Here is a 14,486-nt window from a genome sequence, read left to right on the forward strand (position 1 = left end):
TTCTTGCTTGGTGGCTCGATTTTTTTAAAAGGGTACTCAAGTCCCAATGCCTCCCACTTATATACTCCGAGCTTGTGCTAGGGGAGAACTTACTATAATGGTTTTGTGAAATACTTTTTCTGTTATATAAATGAAATCGAGTATATTAAAATAGTTATTGAAAATCCAAACCAGAACCATGTCGGGATCGTCTATAAGCTTTGAAAAGGTTTTTTTAGGGGTGAAGCGTTATTGGAAAACTTAATTGCTGAAGGATTTTCTGTCCATGAAAAGGAAGAGATTTTAAATGAGATGATGGACCAATACGGCCAGGAGCTGCTTCAGCTTGTTTATTCCTATGTGAAAAATTATGCAATAGCTGAGGAATTAACACAGGAAGTGTTTGTGAAAATCTATGAGCGTTTACATACATTCAAGCAACAGTCCTCATTAAGAACATGGCTCTGGAGAATCACTATCAATCATTGCAAAGATTATTTGAAAAGCTGGAATTACCGGAAAGTACTCATTTCAGACAAATTAGCAGGCGAATCGAAGACGAGAAAAGAAGCTGTTGAAAAAGAAGTGATCCAAAAAAGTGAGGAAGAACTTCTTTCAAAAGCGGTCTTAAATTTGCCTGTTAAATATCGAGAGGTTATTTATTTTCATTTTTTTGAAGAGTTTTCAATTCGGGAAATTGAAACGCTGACGGGGGTTAATCAAAACACCGTAAAAACAAGGATAAAAAGGGCAAAAGATCTCCTAAAGAAAGAATTGGAGGGGAAATTATAATGGATCAGCGTTTAAAAAATCTTAAAAAGGCAATGAAATCAACTGTTTTTAATGAGCTGCCATTCACTGAAAAACATCGTGCTGAAATTAAGCGACAAACAAAAAGACACGGTGATCTGCAAAGTAGCTCAGTCAATGATATATTAACCGTTTTGAATTCGAAAAAAACAGGTTTTGAAATTGCAAAGTTTCTTATTGCGAGGGGTGTAAAAGCCTTTCTTAAAAATGAGGGGTTGTTATATGCTCAGCTCCACAAACTCGAACAGGAAGGACTTATCGATTCACAATGGGAATTTAGCAATGATCAAAAGCAAAAATATTATTTTATAACCGATAAAGGAAAAAAGTTGCTGGCGAAGTCGGAACGATCTTCTGACATTTTAAAAACGATAATGATTGATTCGCCGGAAGGAAGTGCTTGAAGTGAGCCTAAAAGGATTTTTAGATCAAGTGACTAACCATATACGCTCTAAAGAAGCCAAGGAAATGGTAGGAATAGAACTAAGAAACCATTTGCAAAGCTTGGTAGAAGAATATGAACAGAAAGGCTATTCGAAAACAGAAGCAGAAACAAAAGCCGTACAACAAATGGGGGACCCCGAAACGATCGGCAGGAAAATGAATAAGCTTCATCGCCCAAAAGTGGACTGGAGCATCATCTCTATTTTTCTTCTGATTTTAGGGTTGAGTTTGCTGCCAACTTTTATGCTTGAAGGATACTATAACAGTATAGGATACAATAATTATTTACTTACTTCAAAGATAAAAGCGATTTTGCTTGGTGTTTTTGCCATCGCCTTCTTCATGTTGTTTGATTATAGAAAGCTAATGAGGCACGGCATGGGCTTGTATGGTTTAGGGATTAGCATTCTGATTCTTCTATCCCTCTTTGGAAAGCTGATGAATGGGCGCCCATACTTTCATTTCGCTGGATTTTCTGCCGATGCAACCGTCGCGCTTCCATTTCTGTTTATCGCATGGGCAATCTTTTTCTCAGCTAGGAATCAAAATATAGGAAAGTTAACAGGCCTGTTTTTATTATCTTTCTTGATATTGGCATATACTTCCCATTTATTTCTTGTACTCCTATACAGTGTTCTTATCATTGGGATGCTTTTTTTTAGTCAATTAAAGAAAAAAGAGAAAGTTATAATTACGTTGGTGAGCGCTGTTATCATGATAAGCGGGTCCACCGTATACTTTTTGAAATATCCGAATCTATATTTAAAAGAAAGATTCCTTGGTTTCATTCACCCTGAACAGCATATAAACGGAGCGGGGTACATAAATGTTAAACTGCAAGAACTGCTCCCAAAAGCCGGTTGGTTTGGTCAAGGGAAACTAAGTGAAGCTGTTGTCCTTCCAGAACTTCATACTGATTTTGTCTTTTTTACAATGACTTATCTTTTTGGCTGGTCCTTCGCGCTATTCCTTGTCACCATTCTTGTTATCTTGTCCATTAGAATGATGTGGGTCTCTAAGGTTATTCAAGACCCTTTTGGAAGACTGATCGTTTTTGGAGCCAATATCCTTTTTACCTTTCAATTTTTATATAGCATTCTTATGACATTTGGCTGGCTTCCAATTGCTGGTGTATCATTGCCATTTTTTAGTCATGGCTCCATGGCATTCGTATTTAATTCCTTTTTGCTCGGGCTTGTTTTGAGTGTATATAGGAGAAAGCAATTTTTCGGAGTTAATTACTTGCAAACAAAGTAAAAGATACAGGCTCCCTACATACGGAAGGGGGTCTTTCTTTTGCGGAAACAAGAGCACCGGTAACATTTACCGGTTTCATAGTTTACGAGAATTTGTTTAAATATAAATATGAAAACATTATTAAAGCTTTGCCTCACTCTTATGTTGTCTGTCGCACTAGTCTTTGGATTTAATAACGATGCAAGCGCATCAACAGTACATACGGTCAAGTCAGGGGATACGATGTGGAAAATTGCCCTGGTCTATCAAGTTGGAGTTTCTGAGATCATCAATGCAAATCCTCAAATTTCAAATCCCAACTCGATTTATCCCGGACAAAAGATTAACATACCAACTTTATCAACAGCAACAACAAATGTTGAAGATCAAGTGGTTCAGCTCGTAAACCAAGAGAGAGCCAAAAATGGCTTAAAGCCGTTAAAGTCAAATTGGGAGCTTGCAAGAGTCGCGAGATATAAATCTCAAGATATGATCGATAAAAGATATTTCGATCATAACTCTCCTACATATGGCACTCCATTTCAAATGATGAAGAATTTCGGCATTTCTTACCGCTCAGCTGGTGAAAACATTGCTGCGGGACAGGCTACACCTAAAGAAGTTGTTCAAGCATGGATGAACAGCGAAGGCCACCGTAAAAATATTTTATCAAGTAACTTTACGGAAATCGGCGTTGGTTATGTAAAAGGCGGTTCATACGGCCACTATTGGACTCAAATGTTCATCGGACGTTAAATGATAGAAAACGCACCAGGAAAATATCCATATCCCTGGTGCGTTTCTTATTAATCTACGACAATGTAAGCAATCATAGGCACGGTATCATGATGTCCTGGATGGACTTTACAAATAAGACGATAGGTTCCTTCTTTTTTAAATTGCAGCGGTACAAGTGTTACTTCTCCTTTTTTCACAACCCCTTCAATATCTGTGCCTTCAATGTAAAATGGATGTTCTTCTCCGTTTACGCCATGTATTTTCAGGTGGACTTTTTCTCCTTTTTCAAGAACAATCGTCCCTGGATGAAAGACGTAAGCCTCAATCTCTTTCCCCTTAGAAATCTTTGACTTGAATTCACCAGTAACCATGTCAATCTCGCGAATTTTGCCAGTCTTTTCCTGGCTAAAGGCTGTTACTGTTCCAGCGTTTACATAAAGCCAGACCGACGCTGAAGCAATAACTGTAAAAATGACAAGGAACATGATGATGGCCCGCTTTTTTATAACAAAAAATTGCATGTGATTCTCTCCCCCTATAGTAAATGATTGTCCACTATAAAGATATGCAAGTAGGGTAGGAAAACTTGTCTCTTTTCTCGTAATATTTCATTTTTTTCTTTAAGGACAAAAAGGAATTATTTCTAATTAGGAAAAACTAGGATTTAAGACTCAATATCGCATAAAACGCTGTAAATTTTATACATCTTTCTTATATAATGGGGATATCATACAAAAAGGGGATGGAAAATCGTAGAAATGATTTTTATTCTAGTATTCTTTTTCGTCATCATTGCGATCATAATGATCAAAAAAAGAAAGAAAAGAAAGTTCAGACTGAAGGATGAGCGAGTGCCGACAAATCTTGGCTTCCGAATTGAAGGAGGAAAGCAGCTATCTAAATGTCTGCGATCTTCATTACCATCTACGTTTGTGAATAATTTAAAAAGACGGTTGCTTGAGAACGAGCCAAGCTGGAAAAATCACGACTTTGATTGGCGTTTTTTTGAGCTTAAACGGTATTTTGTTTTAAACAGCCTGTTGAAAACAGTCCCAATGTTCAGTGAAAAGGTTGATGAGGTTTGGCATGAAATGCTGATGTTTACAAAGGATTATGAAAAGTTCTCGAATAAATTCTATCAAGAATTTTTGCATCACACGCCAAACATGGACTCGACGCCAATTCCGGGGGAAAGAGCCTTCTTTGATTGGGTATATTTAAGTTTGTTCCAGTCTACTGTAAATAGTCGTTTACTATGGAAAGGATTCTTAAAATATCCGATTAAAAAGGAAATTCTTGGGGATTTTAAAAATCTTTCAGAAAAAGAGCTACTCGTAAAATATTTCCGGCAAACAGAGGATTGCTATGATGTAAAAAAATATCTCATTCAAAAAATGAAAACAGAGATTGTACAATCTGAAACGATAGAGTATAAAAACCAACCAACATCGTTTAATAAATTGACCTCAGAAAATGAATATCATACTCTTTTACCTGCATTTGTTTTCTTCTCTATTTACGAAGCCGATCTCTTCCAGCAAAATATGAATTCCCTCTTTCCAGCTTATACGGGAAAATCTGATAAAGGTGGAGGAAGCTCCTCATGTTCAGGTTACGGGTGCAGCAGCTCCTCTGACAACGATTCAGGGGGCAGTTCGAGTTGTTCAAGCAGTTCCAGTTGCGGTGGGGGATGTAGTTGAAGATGAGCAATCCTAGATGGATTGCTTATTTTTAATTCTAAATGATCACCTTCCTAGTTTTATCCACTAAATTTTCATTTTCATAACAATTCCACGTCATTTCTCTCTTTTGATTCTTCATTTGGTACAATCATTATTGGATTAGCAGACATAAAGTCAAACATGCTCATCGGGTATTATTTTTAGTGCCCGATATTGTAATAACTTAAGACATATAGGATGGGTATCAATGAAAAAAATGATTTTATTACTTGTACTTGTATTTTGTATTACTACGCCTTTAATCAAGGTGGCAGATGCGGAGGAAAACTCTAAGCCGGAGATCAGCAGTGAAACAGCGATTCTTGTTGATTCGAAAACAGGAGCGATATTATTTCAAAAGAACGCACAAAACAAAATGTACCCTGCAAGCTTAACAAAGATTGCCACGGCGATTTATGCGATCGAAAATGGGAATTTAGATGATATCGTAACCATTAGTAAAGAGGCAGCAGAAGTAGACGGAACAAGTGTATTCTTAGAAGCAGGAGAAGAAGTTACACTAAAAAAATTAATTCAAGGGATGCTGATTAATTCAGGAAATGATGCTGCCGCGGCGATTGCTGAACATCTGGATAGATCGATCGATAAATACTCGGAGCATATAAACAGTTACTTAACAGACCGGGTACAAGTTAAGAACACTCATTTTACGAATCCGCACGGGCTGTTTAATAAGGACCATTATACAACTGCTGAAGACCTAGCAATCATAACGAATTACGCACTTAAAAATAAAACCTTTCGAGAAATTTATGGAACGAAAGCATTGAAGTGGACAGGCAAATCGTGGGATACTACGCTTCTGACCCACCACCTCATGTTAAAGGGAGAAATTCCTTATGAAGAAGTAAACGGTGGAAAAACAGGATATGTCCAGGAATCCCAATTTACGTTGGCAACGACAGCTGCAAATGAATCGATGGAACTGACAGCAATTGTATTAAAATCGAACGATAGTAAAGAGGGCTACTCTGACACAAAAAAATTATTAGATTACGGTTTTGATCAATTTAACCGTTCTTTAATTAGTAAAACCGACGTTTTTCATGCCGATGGGAAAACCTTCACAACTGGTGGGGAGGATATATTAATAACTGTTCCTAAAAGTTTATTTGAGAAAAGGATGACAAATGAAGGTAAATTAGAATATATCGACGAGAAAGGTGAAGTTGTCCAAACTGTTCAACTCGCTGAAAAAAAGAAAACTGATAACTTTTCACATCAGGTAATAGAAAAGGAAGAACTTAAGACGTCGACAGGGAATTATGGGAAATTTACAATGGTGATTTTTCTCCTCGGAGGGCTAATCATTGGAGTTCGATGGAAAATACAACAATAAAACGGCCATATGGCCGTTTTATTTAAAAATAGAAGCTGCAAATAACATCAAAAAGGAAATAATAATCATCGTTAACACGAAAAGCCAGGCTAGTTCCATATTGCCTGATTCTAAAGATATGTAAATAGCTGTTGGGATCGTTTGTGTTTTGCCCGGAATATTACCGGCAAACATAAGCGTTGCCCCAAATTCCCCGAAAGCTCTAGCAAAGCTAAGAATTGCCCCTGAGATAATGGATCTGTAAGCTAGTGGCACAGTGACAAAAAAGAACACTATCCATTCCCCAGCCCCGTCAACTCTTGCAGCTTCCTCTACCCCGCTGTCCACATCAGAGAATCCTGTTTTAGCTGATTGATACATAAGAGGGAGGGCGACAACCGTAGAAGCGATGACTGCCGCCCACCAAGTAAACATAATTGGCTGGTCAAAAAACCATTGAATCCATCTTCCAACAGGACTAGAATTTCCAAAAATGATGATTAACAGAAAACCAATGACAGTCGGAGGGAGGACAAGAGGGAGCATGAAAAGCGTTTCAACTAATATCTTTCCCTTAAACTTCCTTCGTGCCATCATTTTTGCTAACAGGGTACCCGTAATGAACACCATCACTAACGCAACGGCAGCAATTTTTAATGAAAGCTGAACGGGTGACCAAAATAAATCATTCATTTACATCAATCCAATACTTGAAACCCATATTTTTGAAAAATTTCTTTTATCTTTGCTTCTTGTAAAAATTGGAAAAACATTTCTGCTTCTTCGATATTTTTGGATGTTTTAATAACGCCAGCAGGATAAATGATCGGATCGTGGCTGCTTGAGTCTGCCTCAGCTACAATTTTTATTTTATCAGAAAGCATTGCATCTGTTTTATATACGACCCCAGCTTCGACGTTACCAGTTTCGACATACGTTAGGACTTGACGGACATCTTTCGTATAAACGATATTGTTTTCAACCTTATCCCAGATGCCTAAATGGTGAAATGTTTGGCTAGCATATTTTCCGGCTGGGACAGACTCTGGTGTTCCTAAAGCTAATTTACCTTCACCAATATTCGTAAGATCTTCAAATGAAGCTATCGAATTTTTTGATTCTTTTGGTATGATTAGAACAAGGCTATTTCCAACTAAATCAATCCCTTTGTCCTTTTCGATTAAATCTTGAGAAATAAGTTCATCAAATTTATCCTTTGCAGCTGATAGGAAAAGATCAACCGGTGCTCCTTGTGTGATTTGCTGCCCGAGGGCGCCAGAGCCACCAAAATTGAAAAGAAGCTTAATATTATCGTGCTCATCTTCAAATAATGGTTTAATTTCCATAAGTGCATCTTCTAAACTAGCGGCAGCAGAGACAGTAATCTCTTTGTTTTCCACACCTGTTTCAACTTTTACTTCGTCCTTGCTTTCTTCATTTTGTTTTGCTGGCCCATTTGAAGAACAAGCGGATAAAATGAACAAGAAAAGCAAAATAAAAATAGAATTACGTAACTTCATCATAATTTATTCCTCTCTAGTTATAAATGGTTATATTAAGATATAACTAATTATAACTAGATATAATTAAATTTAACAGTAATATTTATCACACTAGTAAAAAAGTTAGGATGGAGATCATGACAATCAATAATATCTCGTATACGATTGAAGAAATTGCCTCTCTATTAAAGGTATCCAAATTAACCGTATATGATTTAATCAAAAAAAATGAATTGCTTTCCTACCGTGTTGGTAGACAGATGAGAGTTGATGCAAGTGACCTTGAGAACTATAAAGAAAGAAGCAAAAATAAGAGCAGCTATCCAAATGAAAATTCAAGCCAAATGCCAAGCGCGATTGAAAGTCCAAAAACATTTGTTATTAGTGGACAGGACATTGCGTTAGATTTACTTGCGAAACAGCTGGAGAAGGAATCTAGTACAATCAGACCGCTTCGTCTGTATAACGGAAGCCTTAACAGTCTAATTTCCATGTACAATGATCAATGTGATTTAGTTAGTCTCCATCTGTTTGACGGAGATACAGGGACATATAATATCCCGTATGTGAAAAAGATTTTAACTGGCTTCCCATTTATCGTTATCAACTTCCTTTCTAGATGGGCTGGGCTTTATGTCCAAAACGGAAACCCAAAAAATATTTCTAACTGGACAGACTTGAATAGAGAGGATGTTTCTATCGTCAATCGTGAGAAAGGATCTGGGGCCCGTATTCTTTTAGATGAACAGCTTCGAATTCATGGGATTCGATCTATAGATGTAAACGGATACCATGCTGAGGAAACGAGCCATTTAACTGTTGCAGCGGCCATTGCAGGCGAAAAAGCAGATATTGGGGTAGGAATTGAACATGCGGCTAAAATAACCGGTGTAGGTTTTATCCCGTTAATTAAGGAACGTTATGATCTAGTTCTCGTAAAAAATGAAAAAAATGAGCCGCTCATTCAAAAGATAAAAGAAATATTGTCTTCAAATGTAATTAAAGCAGAACTGAATACGATGGGGGATTATGACTTAACCGAAACAGGGAAGATCATGTATGAAACATTCTAATAAATATGTATATACGAAAAGACTGAAGAAGTAGATTTCTTTAGTCTTTTCGTGTATTCAGATAGTTTCCGCTTCTACATAGAGCTTCACTTCTTTATTGCATTCTTTCTTCTACCTGCCGGCATACTTCATCCGCAGATAAGCCGCTTGCCTCAATGATAGGGGCTTGTGTTGAGACATCCTGCATCCCCATAAAGTTTGAATCAATCCCGCTTACGACACAAGCAGAGCAATTTTCCACGTCTGCGGCTGACTTTAAATCTACTACATCATATCCTTTTTCCCGAAGAGCATCGGTTACATTTGTAAGTGACTGTTCCACAGCAATTTTTTTCGCCATTAAATCACACCTCCTCCAATGTTAGATTGTCTTTTCATATAGTTTTTTATTCCGCAAATATGGGTATAAAAAAAGGAACTGGATGAAAAAGTAAGGGTGGAGGTGATATCATGGGAAAACGTAAAAAAGATCCATCTAAGGCAATGTTAAGTTCACCGGAAGTAGAAGGGCAGGGTACAACGAATACAGAAACAGGGGGAAGATCCGCATCTTCTGCACGTCATAAAAAGAAGAAATAAGATTTACGAACTTTATTATCTACTTAAGGTAAATGAAAGATTGTTACATTGACCGCAAAAAGGGTATACGCTATATTGAAACGAGCTTTATTAAAGGCTGTTTTCGTAAAGTTTGTTATTTTTATAATGTAATTTTTATCTAATAATCTGAGTTGATTGGAGCGGAGGGCACTTGACTCCAGCGGGAGATAGAGGGAACGGGAGACCCCACAGGCGGTAACGCCGAGGAGGCTCCCGTCCCTCCCCGCGGAAAGCAAGTGCTCGCAGCGGAAATCAACGGGCAAAATTTCAAGGCTAAAACAACAATATATGCGAAAATAGTCTTATTAAAAGAGCTTTTGTGAATAAAAAATCAGGAAGGGGATTCCTTCCTGATTGCTAGTATTACTTATACATCTCAGCTACTTGTTTTTGTAAATCAGCATTCTCTAAATATTCATCATAAGTCATTTGCTTATCAACTAAGCCGCTCGGCGTCAGTTCAATGATCCGGTTAGCGATTGTTTGAATAAACTGATGGTCATGAGAAGCGAAAATCATCGAGCCTTTGAAATTAATTAAGCCATTATTTAATGCAGTAATGGATTCCAAGTCAAGATGGTTTGTCGGTTCGTCAAGCATAAGCACATTTGAACCGCTCAACATCATTTTTGAAAGCATGCAGCGGACTTTTTCTCCACCGGAAAGCACACTTGCTTTCTTCAGTACTTCTTCGCCAGAGAAGAGCATTCTTCCGAGGAATCCTCTTAAGAAACTCTCGCTTTGGTCATTCGGAGAAAATTGGCGCAACCAATCGACAAGTGTCATATCGCTGTTTTCAAAGAACTCCGAGTTATCTTTCGGGAAATAGGCCTGTGTTGTTGTGATTCCCCATTTATAAGAGCCACTGTCTGCTTCCATTTCACCCATTAATATTTTAAAGAGAGTGGTTTTGGCAATTTCATTTGTGCCAACAAGTGCAATCTTGTCGTCTTTATTCATGATAAAACTAATATTATCAAGCACTTTAACGCCATCGATTGTTTTGCTGATTCCTTCTACACGAAGTAAATCATTTCCAATTTCACGCTCAGGCGTAAAACCGACGTAAGGGTAGCGTCTTGAAGACGGTCTAATATCATCAAGTGAGATTTTATCAAGAAGCTTCTTACGTGACGTTGCCTGCTTGGATTTAGATGCGTTTGCACTGAAGCGAGCGATAAATGCTTGAAGCTCTTTAATTTTCTCTTCTTTTTTCTTATTTGCGTCAGAAGCCATTCGAGATGCAAGCTGGCTTGACTCATACCAGAAATCATAATTTCCTACATAGATTTGAATTTTACTAAAATCAAGGTCTGCAATATGCGTACATACTTTATTCAAGAAATGACGGTCATGGGAAACGACAATAACAGTGTTTTCGAAGTTGATTAAAAATTCTTCAAGCCATTGGATTGCTTTAATGTCCAAATGGTTCGTCGGCTCATCCAATAGAAGTACATCCGGCTTGCCGAAAAGTGCTTGCGCTAGTAATACTTTCACTTTTTCAGAACCTGACAAATCGGCCATCTTTTTCTCATGAAGATCCTCGCCAATTCCAAGACCTTTTAAGAGAATGGCTGCTTCTGATTCTGCTTCCCAGCCATTAAGCTCAGCAAATTCGCCCTCAAGCTCAGCAGCCTTCATGCCGTCCTCATCTGTAAAATCAGCTTTCATATAGATCGCGTCTTTTTCCTGCATCACTTCATACAAGCGGCCATGGCCCATGATGACAACCTTCAACACTTCGAATTCTTCATACTCAAAGTGGTTTTGTTTTAACACGGCCAAACGCTCGCCAGGACCTAACTGAACATTGCCTGTTTGCGATTCGATTTCACCAGATAAAATTTTCAAAAACGTTGATTTACCGGCACCATTTGCACCAATTAATCCATAACAATTCCCGGGTGTAAATTTAATATTAACATCTTCAAATAGCTTCCGATCACCATAACGAAGACCTACATTGCTAACTGTTATCATTTATTTTTATTCCTCCAAAAAACATTATCTATAGAATTATACCACTTTCAGATTAAAATCGCTAATTCATTACATAAAGCACTGATAAAAAAGTAGCAATTTTTGAAAATAGACAGGATGTTTGGAAAAGAAGTCGAATAATTACATTAAGAAAATAATAGCGGGGATATTTGAAAAGGCACCTTAAATATTAACAGAAATTTTTTAATTATTATCCAAGTTGTTCATAGTTTTTTCATATTTATCATGTACAATATAATCATTCAGGCAGGATAAAGGAGTTTTTATTGTGGCCAAAAAACAGCTCGTTGAATTAGTTAACCGATTAAAGAAAGCTGGCATTAATGTAAGTTTTACAAAACCAAGATCGAAAATGCTGATTGCCTTTCCACAAAACAAAAGATTATCCTCAACTACAAATTAGTTTATAAAAATGATAAAAGCGTTGAATGACGATGCATTCAACGTTTTTATTTATTTATATTTTAGCCATGATTTTTTTGAAAGCATCGTCTTTGTTAAATTCTTCACCCATCGGAAATTTCTTGATAAACTTATTATTTTCATCTATTAAGTATACAAACGTACTATGGACATAAAAGCCATCACCCGGATCACGGTACTGAAATTGAAATGTGTCAGCTATCTTGCGAATTTCCTGTTGATCTGCTTTAATATTATTTTGATCTCCAGTGAGAAGAATCCAGTTTCCATCATTTTCAATGTCGAAAGTCTCCATATATTTACGTAATTTTTCAGGAGTATCCCTAAAAGGATCAATGGTAATTGTCAAAAATTCTACCTTTTCTCCAAAAACTCCCGCTTTTTCTAAATCTGATTTTAATAGGTTCATTCTTTGCGTTGTAGTCGGACAGATGTCTGGACAATGTGTGTAAATAAATTCCACTAGTTTCAGTTTTTTATTCGATTGCGAAAACTCGTATTTTTCATCATTCATCGTTACTAGTGAAATATTATCTGGAATTTTGGATGTCATATCCCTAACGATGAAGAATGATATACCAGCTGAGATTCCAAGAATGACAACAATTGCACTAATAATATAAACTTTTTTCATTATTTTCCCTCCCTATATAAAGATAACAAAATCGGAGGAAAATCCTATGGACAATATGTGAACAGATAAAACTAATGTAGGATATTTTGTGGGGGAAAATGATTATAGTATTAAAATAGCTATGTTAATCGCAGTTTAATAGAGTAAAACTTCCACTGAGTGAAGCTTCATTTTCTGCTCAGGAGGGGAAAAAGCAAAAAGGAACCCCTAAGAGTTCCTTTTTGCTGTAGTCTCTAGTTCATTGAAATCCAAACACTCTTCACTTCTGTATAGTTATTAAGCGCATAAGATCCCATTTCACGGCCAATGCCGGACTGTTTGTACCCTCCAAATGGCGAAGCTGCATCAAAGGCATTATAGCAATTCACCCATACCGTACCGGCACGGAGCTTGTTTGCGATGTAGTGCGCTTTTGCAACATCTCTTGTCCAGACGCCTGCTGCGAGGCCATATTCACTGCTATTCGCACGGTTAATTAATTCGTCCAAATCATCATAAGGCAAGGCCGAAATAACTGGTCCGAAAATTTCCTCTTTTGCGATCGTCATCTCGTCCCTAACATCAGCAAAAATAGTAGGGGAGACGAAGTAGCCTTGCTCCTGAGGCTTTTCACCACCAACTAGGAGCTGTGCGCCCTCATTGATCCCTTTTTCAATATAGCCTAATACGCGATTTTGCTGTTCTGTGGAGACGAGCGGTCCAATTTCCGTATCAGCATGTAATCCTGCACCTTGTTTAATCTTTTGTGCATGACTAACCATATCAGCAACGACATTATCGAATTGTTTCTTTTGAATAAATACGCGAGATCCGGCACAGCAAACCTGTCCTTGATTGAACATAACTCCATTAAGAGCGCCTGGAATTGCTTTCGATAAATCAGCATCAGGGAGGATGATGTTAGGGGATTTCCCGCCTAATTCAAGTGTCACTCGTTTCAGTGTTTTTGACGCTCTCTCCATGATCGATTTTCCAACTTCTGTTGAGCCAGTAAACGCAATTTTATCGACGAGCGGATGATCAACAAGCGGCTGGCCAGCTGTTTCACCAAACCCAGGGACAATGTTGATTACACCTGCAGGGAAACCGGCTTCTTCAATTAATTCGGCAAGGTATAGGACAGATAGAGGTGTTTGCTCTGCCGGTTTTAATACGACCGTACATCCAGTTGCGAGGGCTGCACCTAATTTCCACATCGCCATCAGAAGCGGGAAGTTCCATGGAATGATTTGACCAACTACTCCGACTGCCTCATGGCGCGTATAGTTGAAGAATGGACCGTTGACAGGGATCGTTTGTCCAACAATTTTCGTTGTCCAGCCCGCATAGTATCGCATATGTTCGACAGCGAGCGGAATATCTGCATTCGTCGTTTCACGGATCGGCTTTCCATTGTCAAGTGTTTCTAATTGAGCTAATTCTTCTTTATTCTCTTCCATAAGGTCTGCGAGCTTGTACATAAGGCGGCTTCTTTTTGCTGAGCCCATTTTGGACCATGGTCCCTCATCAAATGCTTTTCTAGCAGCTTTAACTGCAAGATCGATATCCTCAGGGCCTGCCTCATATACGTTTGCAAGCACTTCTCCGGTAGCTGGGTTATATGTTTCAAATGTCTGTTGCGATTTGCTCTCAACAAATTCACCATTAATATACAGATGCTTCTTTCCGCTTAAAAACTTTTCAACCTTCTCTTTTAAACTGACTGTTAATTGACTCATAAAACTCCTCCTTAAAATAGTAATCTATGTATATCATGATGACTAGATGAGAAGAATTCTTATGTTGACACTTACATTCCTATCCTAACATTCATATAAAAATGAAAGCAACGAATTACTAAACAAATATTCTGATAATATTCGACATCTGTTATCTATTTTTAAATAAGAGGATATCCTTTTAAACTTTTTTTCCATAGAAAAGGGGCTGTCCCAAAAGTCATCAAAAATGACTTTTGAGGGCAGCCCTCTTTTCGTTATTAAA

16 protein-coding genes are annotated in these 14,486 nt (G+C 37.7%); 9 read left to right on the forward strand and 7 right to left on the reverse strand.

What is annotated here, in order from left to right; genetic code table 11:
- Positions 1-231: 231 nt before the first annotated feature.
- The 4 genes from BGM26_RS05040 (at position 232) to safA (ending at position 3,225) form a co-directional block, all read left to right on the forward strand.
- Positions 232-771, forward strand: a complete 540-nt coding sequence (locus BGM26_RS05040) for a sigma-70 family RNA polymerase sigma factor (protein ID WP_217038625.1) — start codon at positions 232-234, stop codon at positions 769-771.
- Positions 771-1,193: a PadR family transcriptional regulator gene (locus BGM26_RS05045; protein WP_217038626.1), complete on the forward strand. Its 423-nt coding sequence runs from the start codon at positions 771-773 to the stop codon at positions 1,191-1,193. Before BGM26_RS05040 ends, BGM26_RS05045 begins: the two co-directional genes overlap by 1 nt.
- Position 1,194: 1 nt before the next feature.
- Positions 1,195-2,490, forward strand: coding sequence for an FtsW/RodA/SpoVE family cell cycle protein (locus tag BGM26_RS05050; protein ID WP_217038627.1), 1,296 nt, complete (start codon positions 1,195-1,197; stop codon positions 2,488-2,490).
- A gap of 108 nt (positions 2,491-2,598) precedes the next feature.
- Entirely contained in the window at positions 2,599-3,225 is a 627-nt protein-coding gene (gene safA / locus BGM26_RS05055; protein ID WP_217038628.1) for a SafA/ExsA family spore coat assembly protein, read from the forward strand.
- Between the two features lie 50 nt (positions 3,226-3,275).
- Here the strand turns inward: safA and BGM26_RS05060 are convergent, their stop codons facing one another.
- Positions 3,276-3,728, reverse strand: a complete 453-nt coding sequence (locus BGM26_RS05060; protein WP_217038629.1) for a cupredoxin domain-containing protein — start codon at positions 3,726-3,728, stop codon at positions 3,276-3,278.
- A gap of 237 nt (positions 3,729-3,965) precedes the next feature.
- Here BGM26_RS05060 and BGM26_RS05065 point away from each other — a divergent pair, with 237 nt between their 5' ends.
- Complete coding sequence (locus BGM26_RS05065; protein ID WP_217038630.1) at positions 3,966-4,907, forward strand: glycine-rich domain-containing protein; 942 nt, start codon at positions 3,966-3,968, stop codon at positions 4,905-4,907.
- A gap of 229 nt (positions 4,908-5,136) precedes the next feature.
- The gene (locus tag BGM26_RS05070) at positions 5,137-6,288 is read left to right on the forward strand and encodes a D-alanyl-D-alanine carboxypeptidase family protein (protein WP_217038631.1); all 1,152 of its coding nucleotides are present in this window, start codon (positions 5,137-5,139) and stop codon (positions 6,286-6,288) included.
- 18 nt (positions 6,289-6,306) lie between these two features.
- On the opposite strand, the gene modB is transcribed toward BGM26_RS05070, so the two are convergent.
- The gene (modB, locus tag BGM26_RS05075; protein WP_217038632.1) at positions 6,307-6,960 is read right to left on the reverse strand and encodes a molybdate ABC transporter permease subunit; all 654 of its coding nucleotides are present in this window, start codon (positions 6,958-6,960) and stop codon (positions 6,307-6,309) included.
- 5 nt (positions 6,961-6,965) lie between these two features.
- Entirely contained in the window at positions 6,966-7,790 is an 825-nt protein-coding gene (gene modA / locus BGM26_RS05080; RefSeq protein WP_217038633.1) for a molybdate ABC transporter substrate-binding protein, read from the reverse strand.
- Between the two features lie 116 nt (positions 7,791-7,906).
- Here modA and BGM26_RS05085 point away from each other — a divergent pair, with 116 nt between their 5' ends.
- Positions 7,907-8,842 (forward strand): substrate-binding domain-containing protein, encoded by a 936-nt coding sequence (locus BGM26_RS05085; RefSeq protein WP_217038634.1) that lies wholly within the window; start codon positions 7,907-7,909, stop codon positions 8,840-8,842.
- 94 nt (positions 8,843-8,936) lie between these two features.
- On the opposite strand, the gene BGM26_RS05090 is transcribed toward BGM26_RS05085, so the two are convergent.
- Complete coding sequence (locus BGM26_RS05090; RefSeq protein WP_217038635.1) at positions 8,937-9,182, reverse strand: YkuS family protein; 246 nt, start codon at positions 9,180-9,182, stop codon at positions 8,937-8,939.
- 110 nt (positions 9,183-9,292) lie between these two features.
- Between BGM26_RS05090 and BGM26_RS05095 the strand changes: the two genes are divergently transcribed.
- Complete coding sequence (locus BGM26_RS05095; protein WP_217038636.1) at positions 9,293-9,421, forward strand: YuzL family protein; 129 nt, start codon at positions 9,293-9,295, stop codon at positions 9,419-9,421.
- Positions 9,422-9,805: 384 nt separating this feature from the next.
- On the opposite strand, the gene BGM26_RS05100 is transcribed toward BGM26_RS05095, so the two are convergent.
- Positions 9,806-11,425, reverse strand: a complete 1,620-nt coding sequence (locus BGM26_RS05100) for an ABC-F family ATP-binding cassette domain-containing protein (protein WP_217038637.1) — start codon at positions 11,423-11,425, stop codon at positions 9,806-9,808.
- A gap of 289 nt (positions 11,426-11,714) precedes the next feature.
- On the opposite strand from BGM26_RS05100, the gene BGM26_RS21640 reads away from it, so the two are divergent.
- Positions 11,715-11,849: a hypothetical protein gene (locus tag BGM26_RS21640; RefSeq protein ID WP_302053217.1), complete on the forward strand. Its 135-nt coding sequence runs from the start codon at positions 11,715-11,717 to the stop codon at positions 11,847-11,849.
- Between the two features lie 54 nt (positions 11,850-11,903).
- Here the strand turns inward: BGM26_RS21640 and BGM26_RS05105 are convergent, their stop codons facing one another.
- Entirely contained in the window at positions 11,904-12,503 is a 600-nt protein-coding gene (locus tag BGM26_RS05105; RefSeq protein ID WP_217038638.1) for an SCO family protein, read from the reverse strand.
- A 233-nt stretch (positions 12,504-12,736) separates the two neighbouring features.
- Positions 12,737-14,221: an aldehyde dehydrogenase family protein gene (locus BGM26_RS05110; RefSeq protein WP_217038639.1), complete on the reverse strand. Its 1,485-nt coding sequence runs from the start codon at positions 14,219-14,221 to the stop codon at positions 12,737-12,739.
- Between the last annotated feature and the right edge of the window lie 265 nt (positions 14,222-14,486).

Origin of the sequence: Bacillus sp. FJAT-29790 (assembly GCF_019039215.1) — a bacterium.
GTDB lineage: Bacteria > Bacillota > Bacilli > Bacillales > Cytobacillaceae > Cytobacillus.

What these genes read in the sequence shown, in the direction of transcription:
- BGM26_RS05045 (WP_217038626.1), top strand. Translation starts at nt 771, where the DNA reads ATGGATCAGCGTTTAAAAAATCTTAAAAAGGCAATGAAATCAACTGTT.
- safA (WP_217038628.1), top strand. Translation starts at nt 2,599, where the DNA reads ATGAAAACATTATTAAAGCTTTGCCTCACTCTTATGTTGTCTGTCGCA.
- BGM26_RS05060 (WP_217038629.1), bottom strand. Translation starts at nt 3,728, where the DNA reads ATGCAATTTTTTGTTATAAAAAAGCGGGCCATCATCATGTTCCTTGTC.
- BGM26_RS05065 (WP_217038630.1), top strand. Translation starts at nt 3,966, where the DNA reads ATGATTTTTATTCTAGTATTCTTTTTCGTCATCATTGCGATCATAATG.
- BGM26_RS05070 (WP_217038631.1), top strand. Translation starts at nt 5,137, where the DNA reads ATGAAAAAAATGATTTTATTACTTGTACTTGTATTTTGTATTACTACG.
- modB (WP_217038632.1), bottom strand. Translation starts at nt 6,960, where the DNA reads ATGAATGATTTATTTTGGTCACCCGTTCAGCTTTCATTAAAAATTGCT.
- modA (WP_217038633.1), bottom strand. Translation starts at nt 7,790, where the DNA reads ATGATGAAGTTACGTAATTCTATTTTTATTTTGCTTTTCTTGTTCATT.
- BGM26_RS05085 (WP_217038634.1), top strand. Translation starts at nt 7,907, where the DNA reads ATGACAATCAATAATATCTCGTATACGATTGAAGAAATTGCCTCTCTA.
- BGM26_RS05090 (WP_217038635.1), bottom strand. Translation starts at nt 9,182, where the DNA reads ATGGCGAAAAAAATTGCTGTGGAACAGTCACTTACAAATGTAACCGAT.
- BGM26_RS05095 (WP_217038636.1), top strand. Translation starts at nt 9,293, where the DNA reads ATGGGAAAACGTAAAAAAGATCCATCTAAGGCAATGTTAAGTTCACCG.
- BGM26_RS05100 (WP_217038637.1), bottom strand. Translation starts at nt 11,425, where the DNA reads ATGATAACAGTTAGCAATGTAGGTCTTCGTTATGGTGATCGGAAGCTA.
- BGM26_RS05105 (WP_217038638.1), bottom strand. Translation starts at nt 12,503, where the DNA reads ATGAAAAAAGTTTATATTATTAGTGCAATTGTTGTCATTCTTGGAATC.
- BGM26_RS05110 (WP_217038639.1), bottom strand. Translation starts at nt 14,221, where the DNA reads ATGAGTCAATTAACAGTCAGTTTAAAAGAGAAGGTTGAAAAGTTTTTA.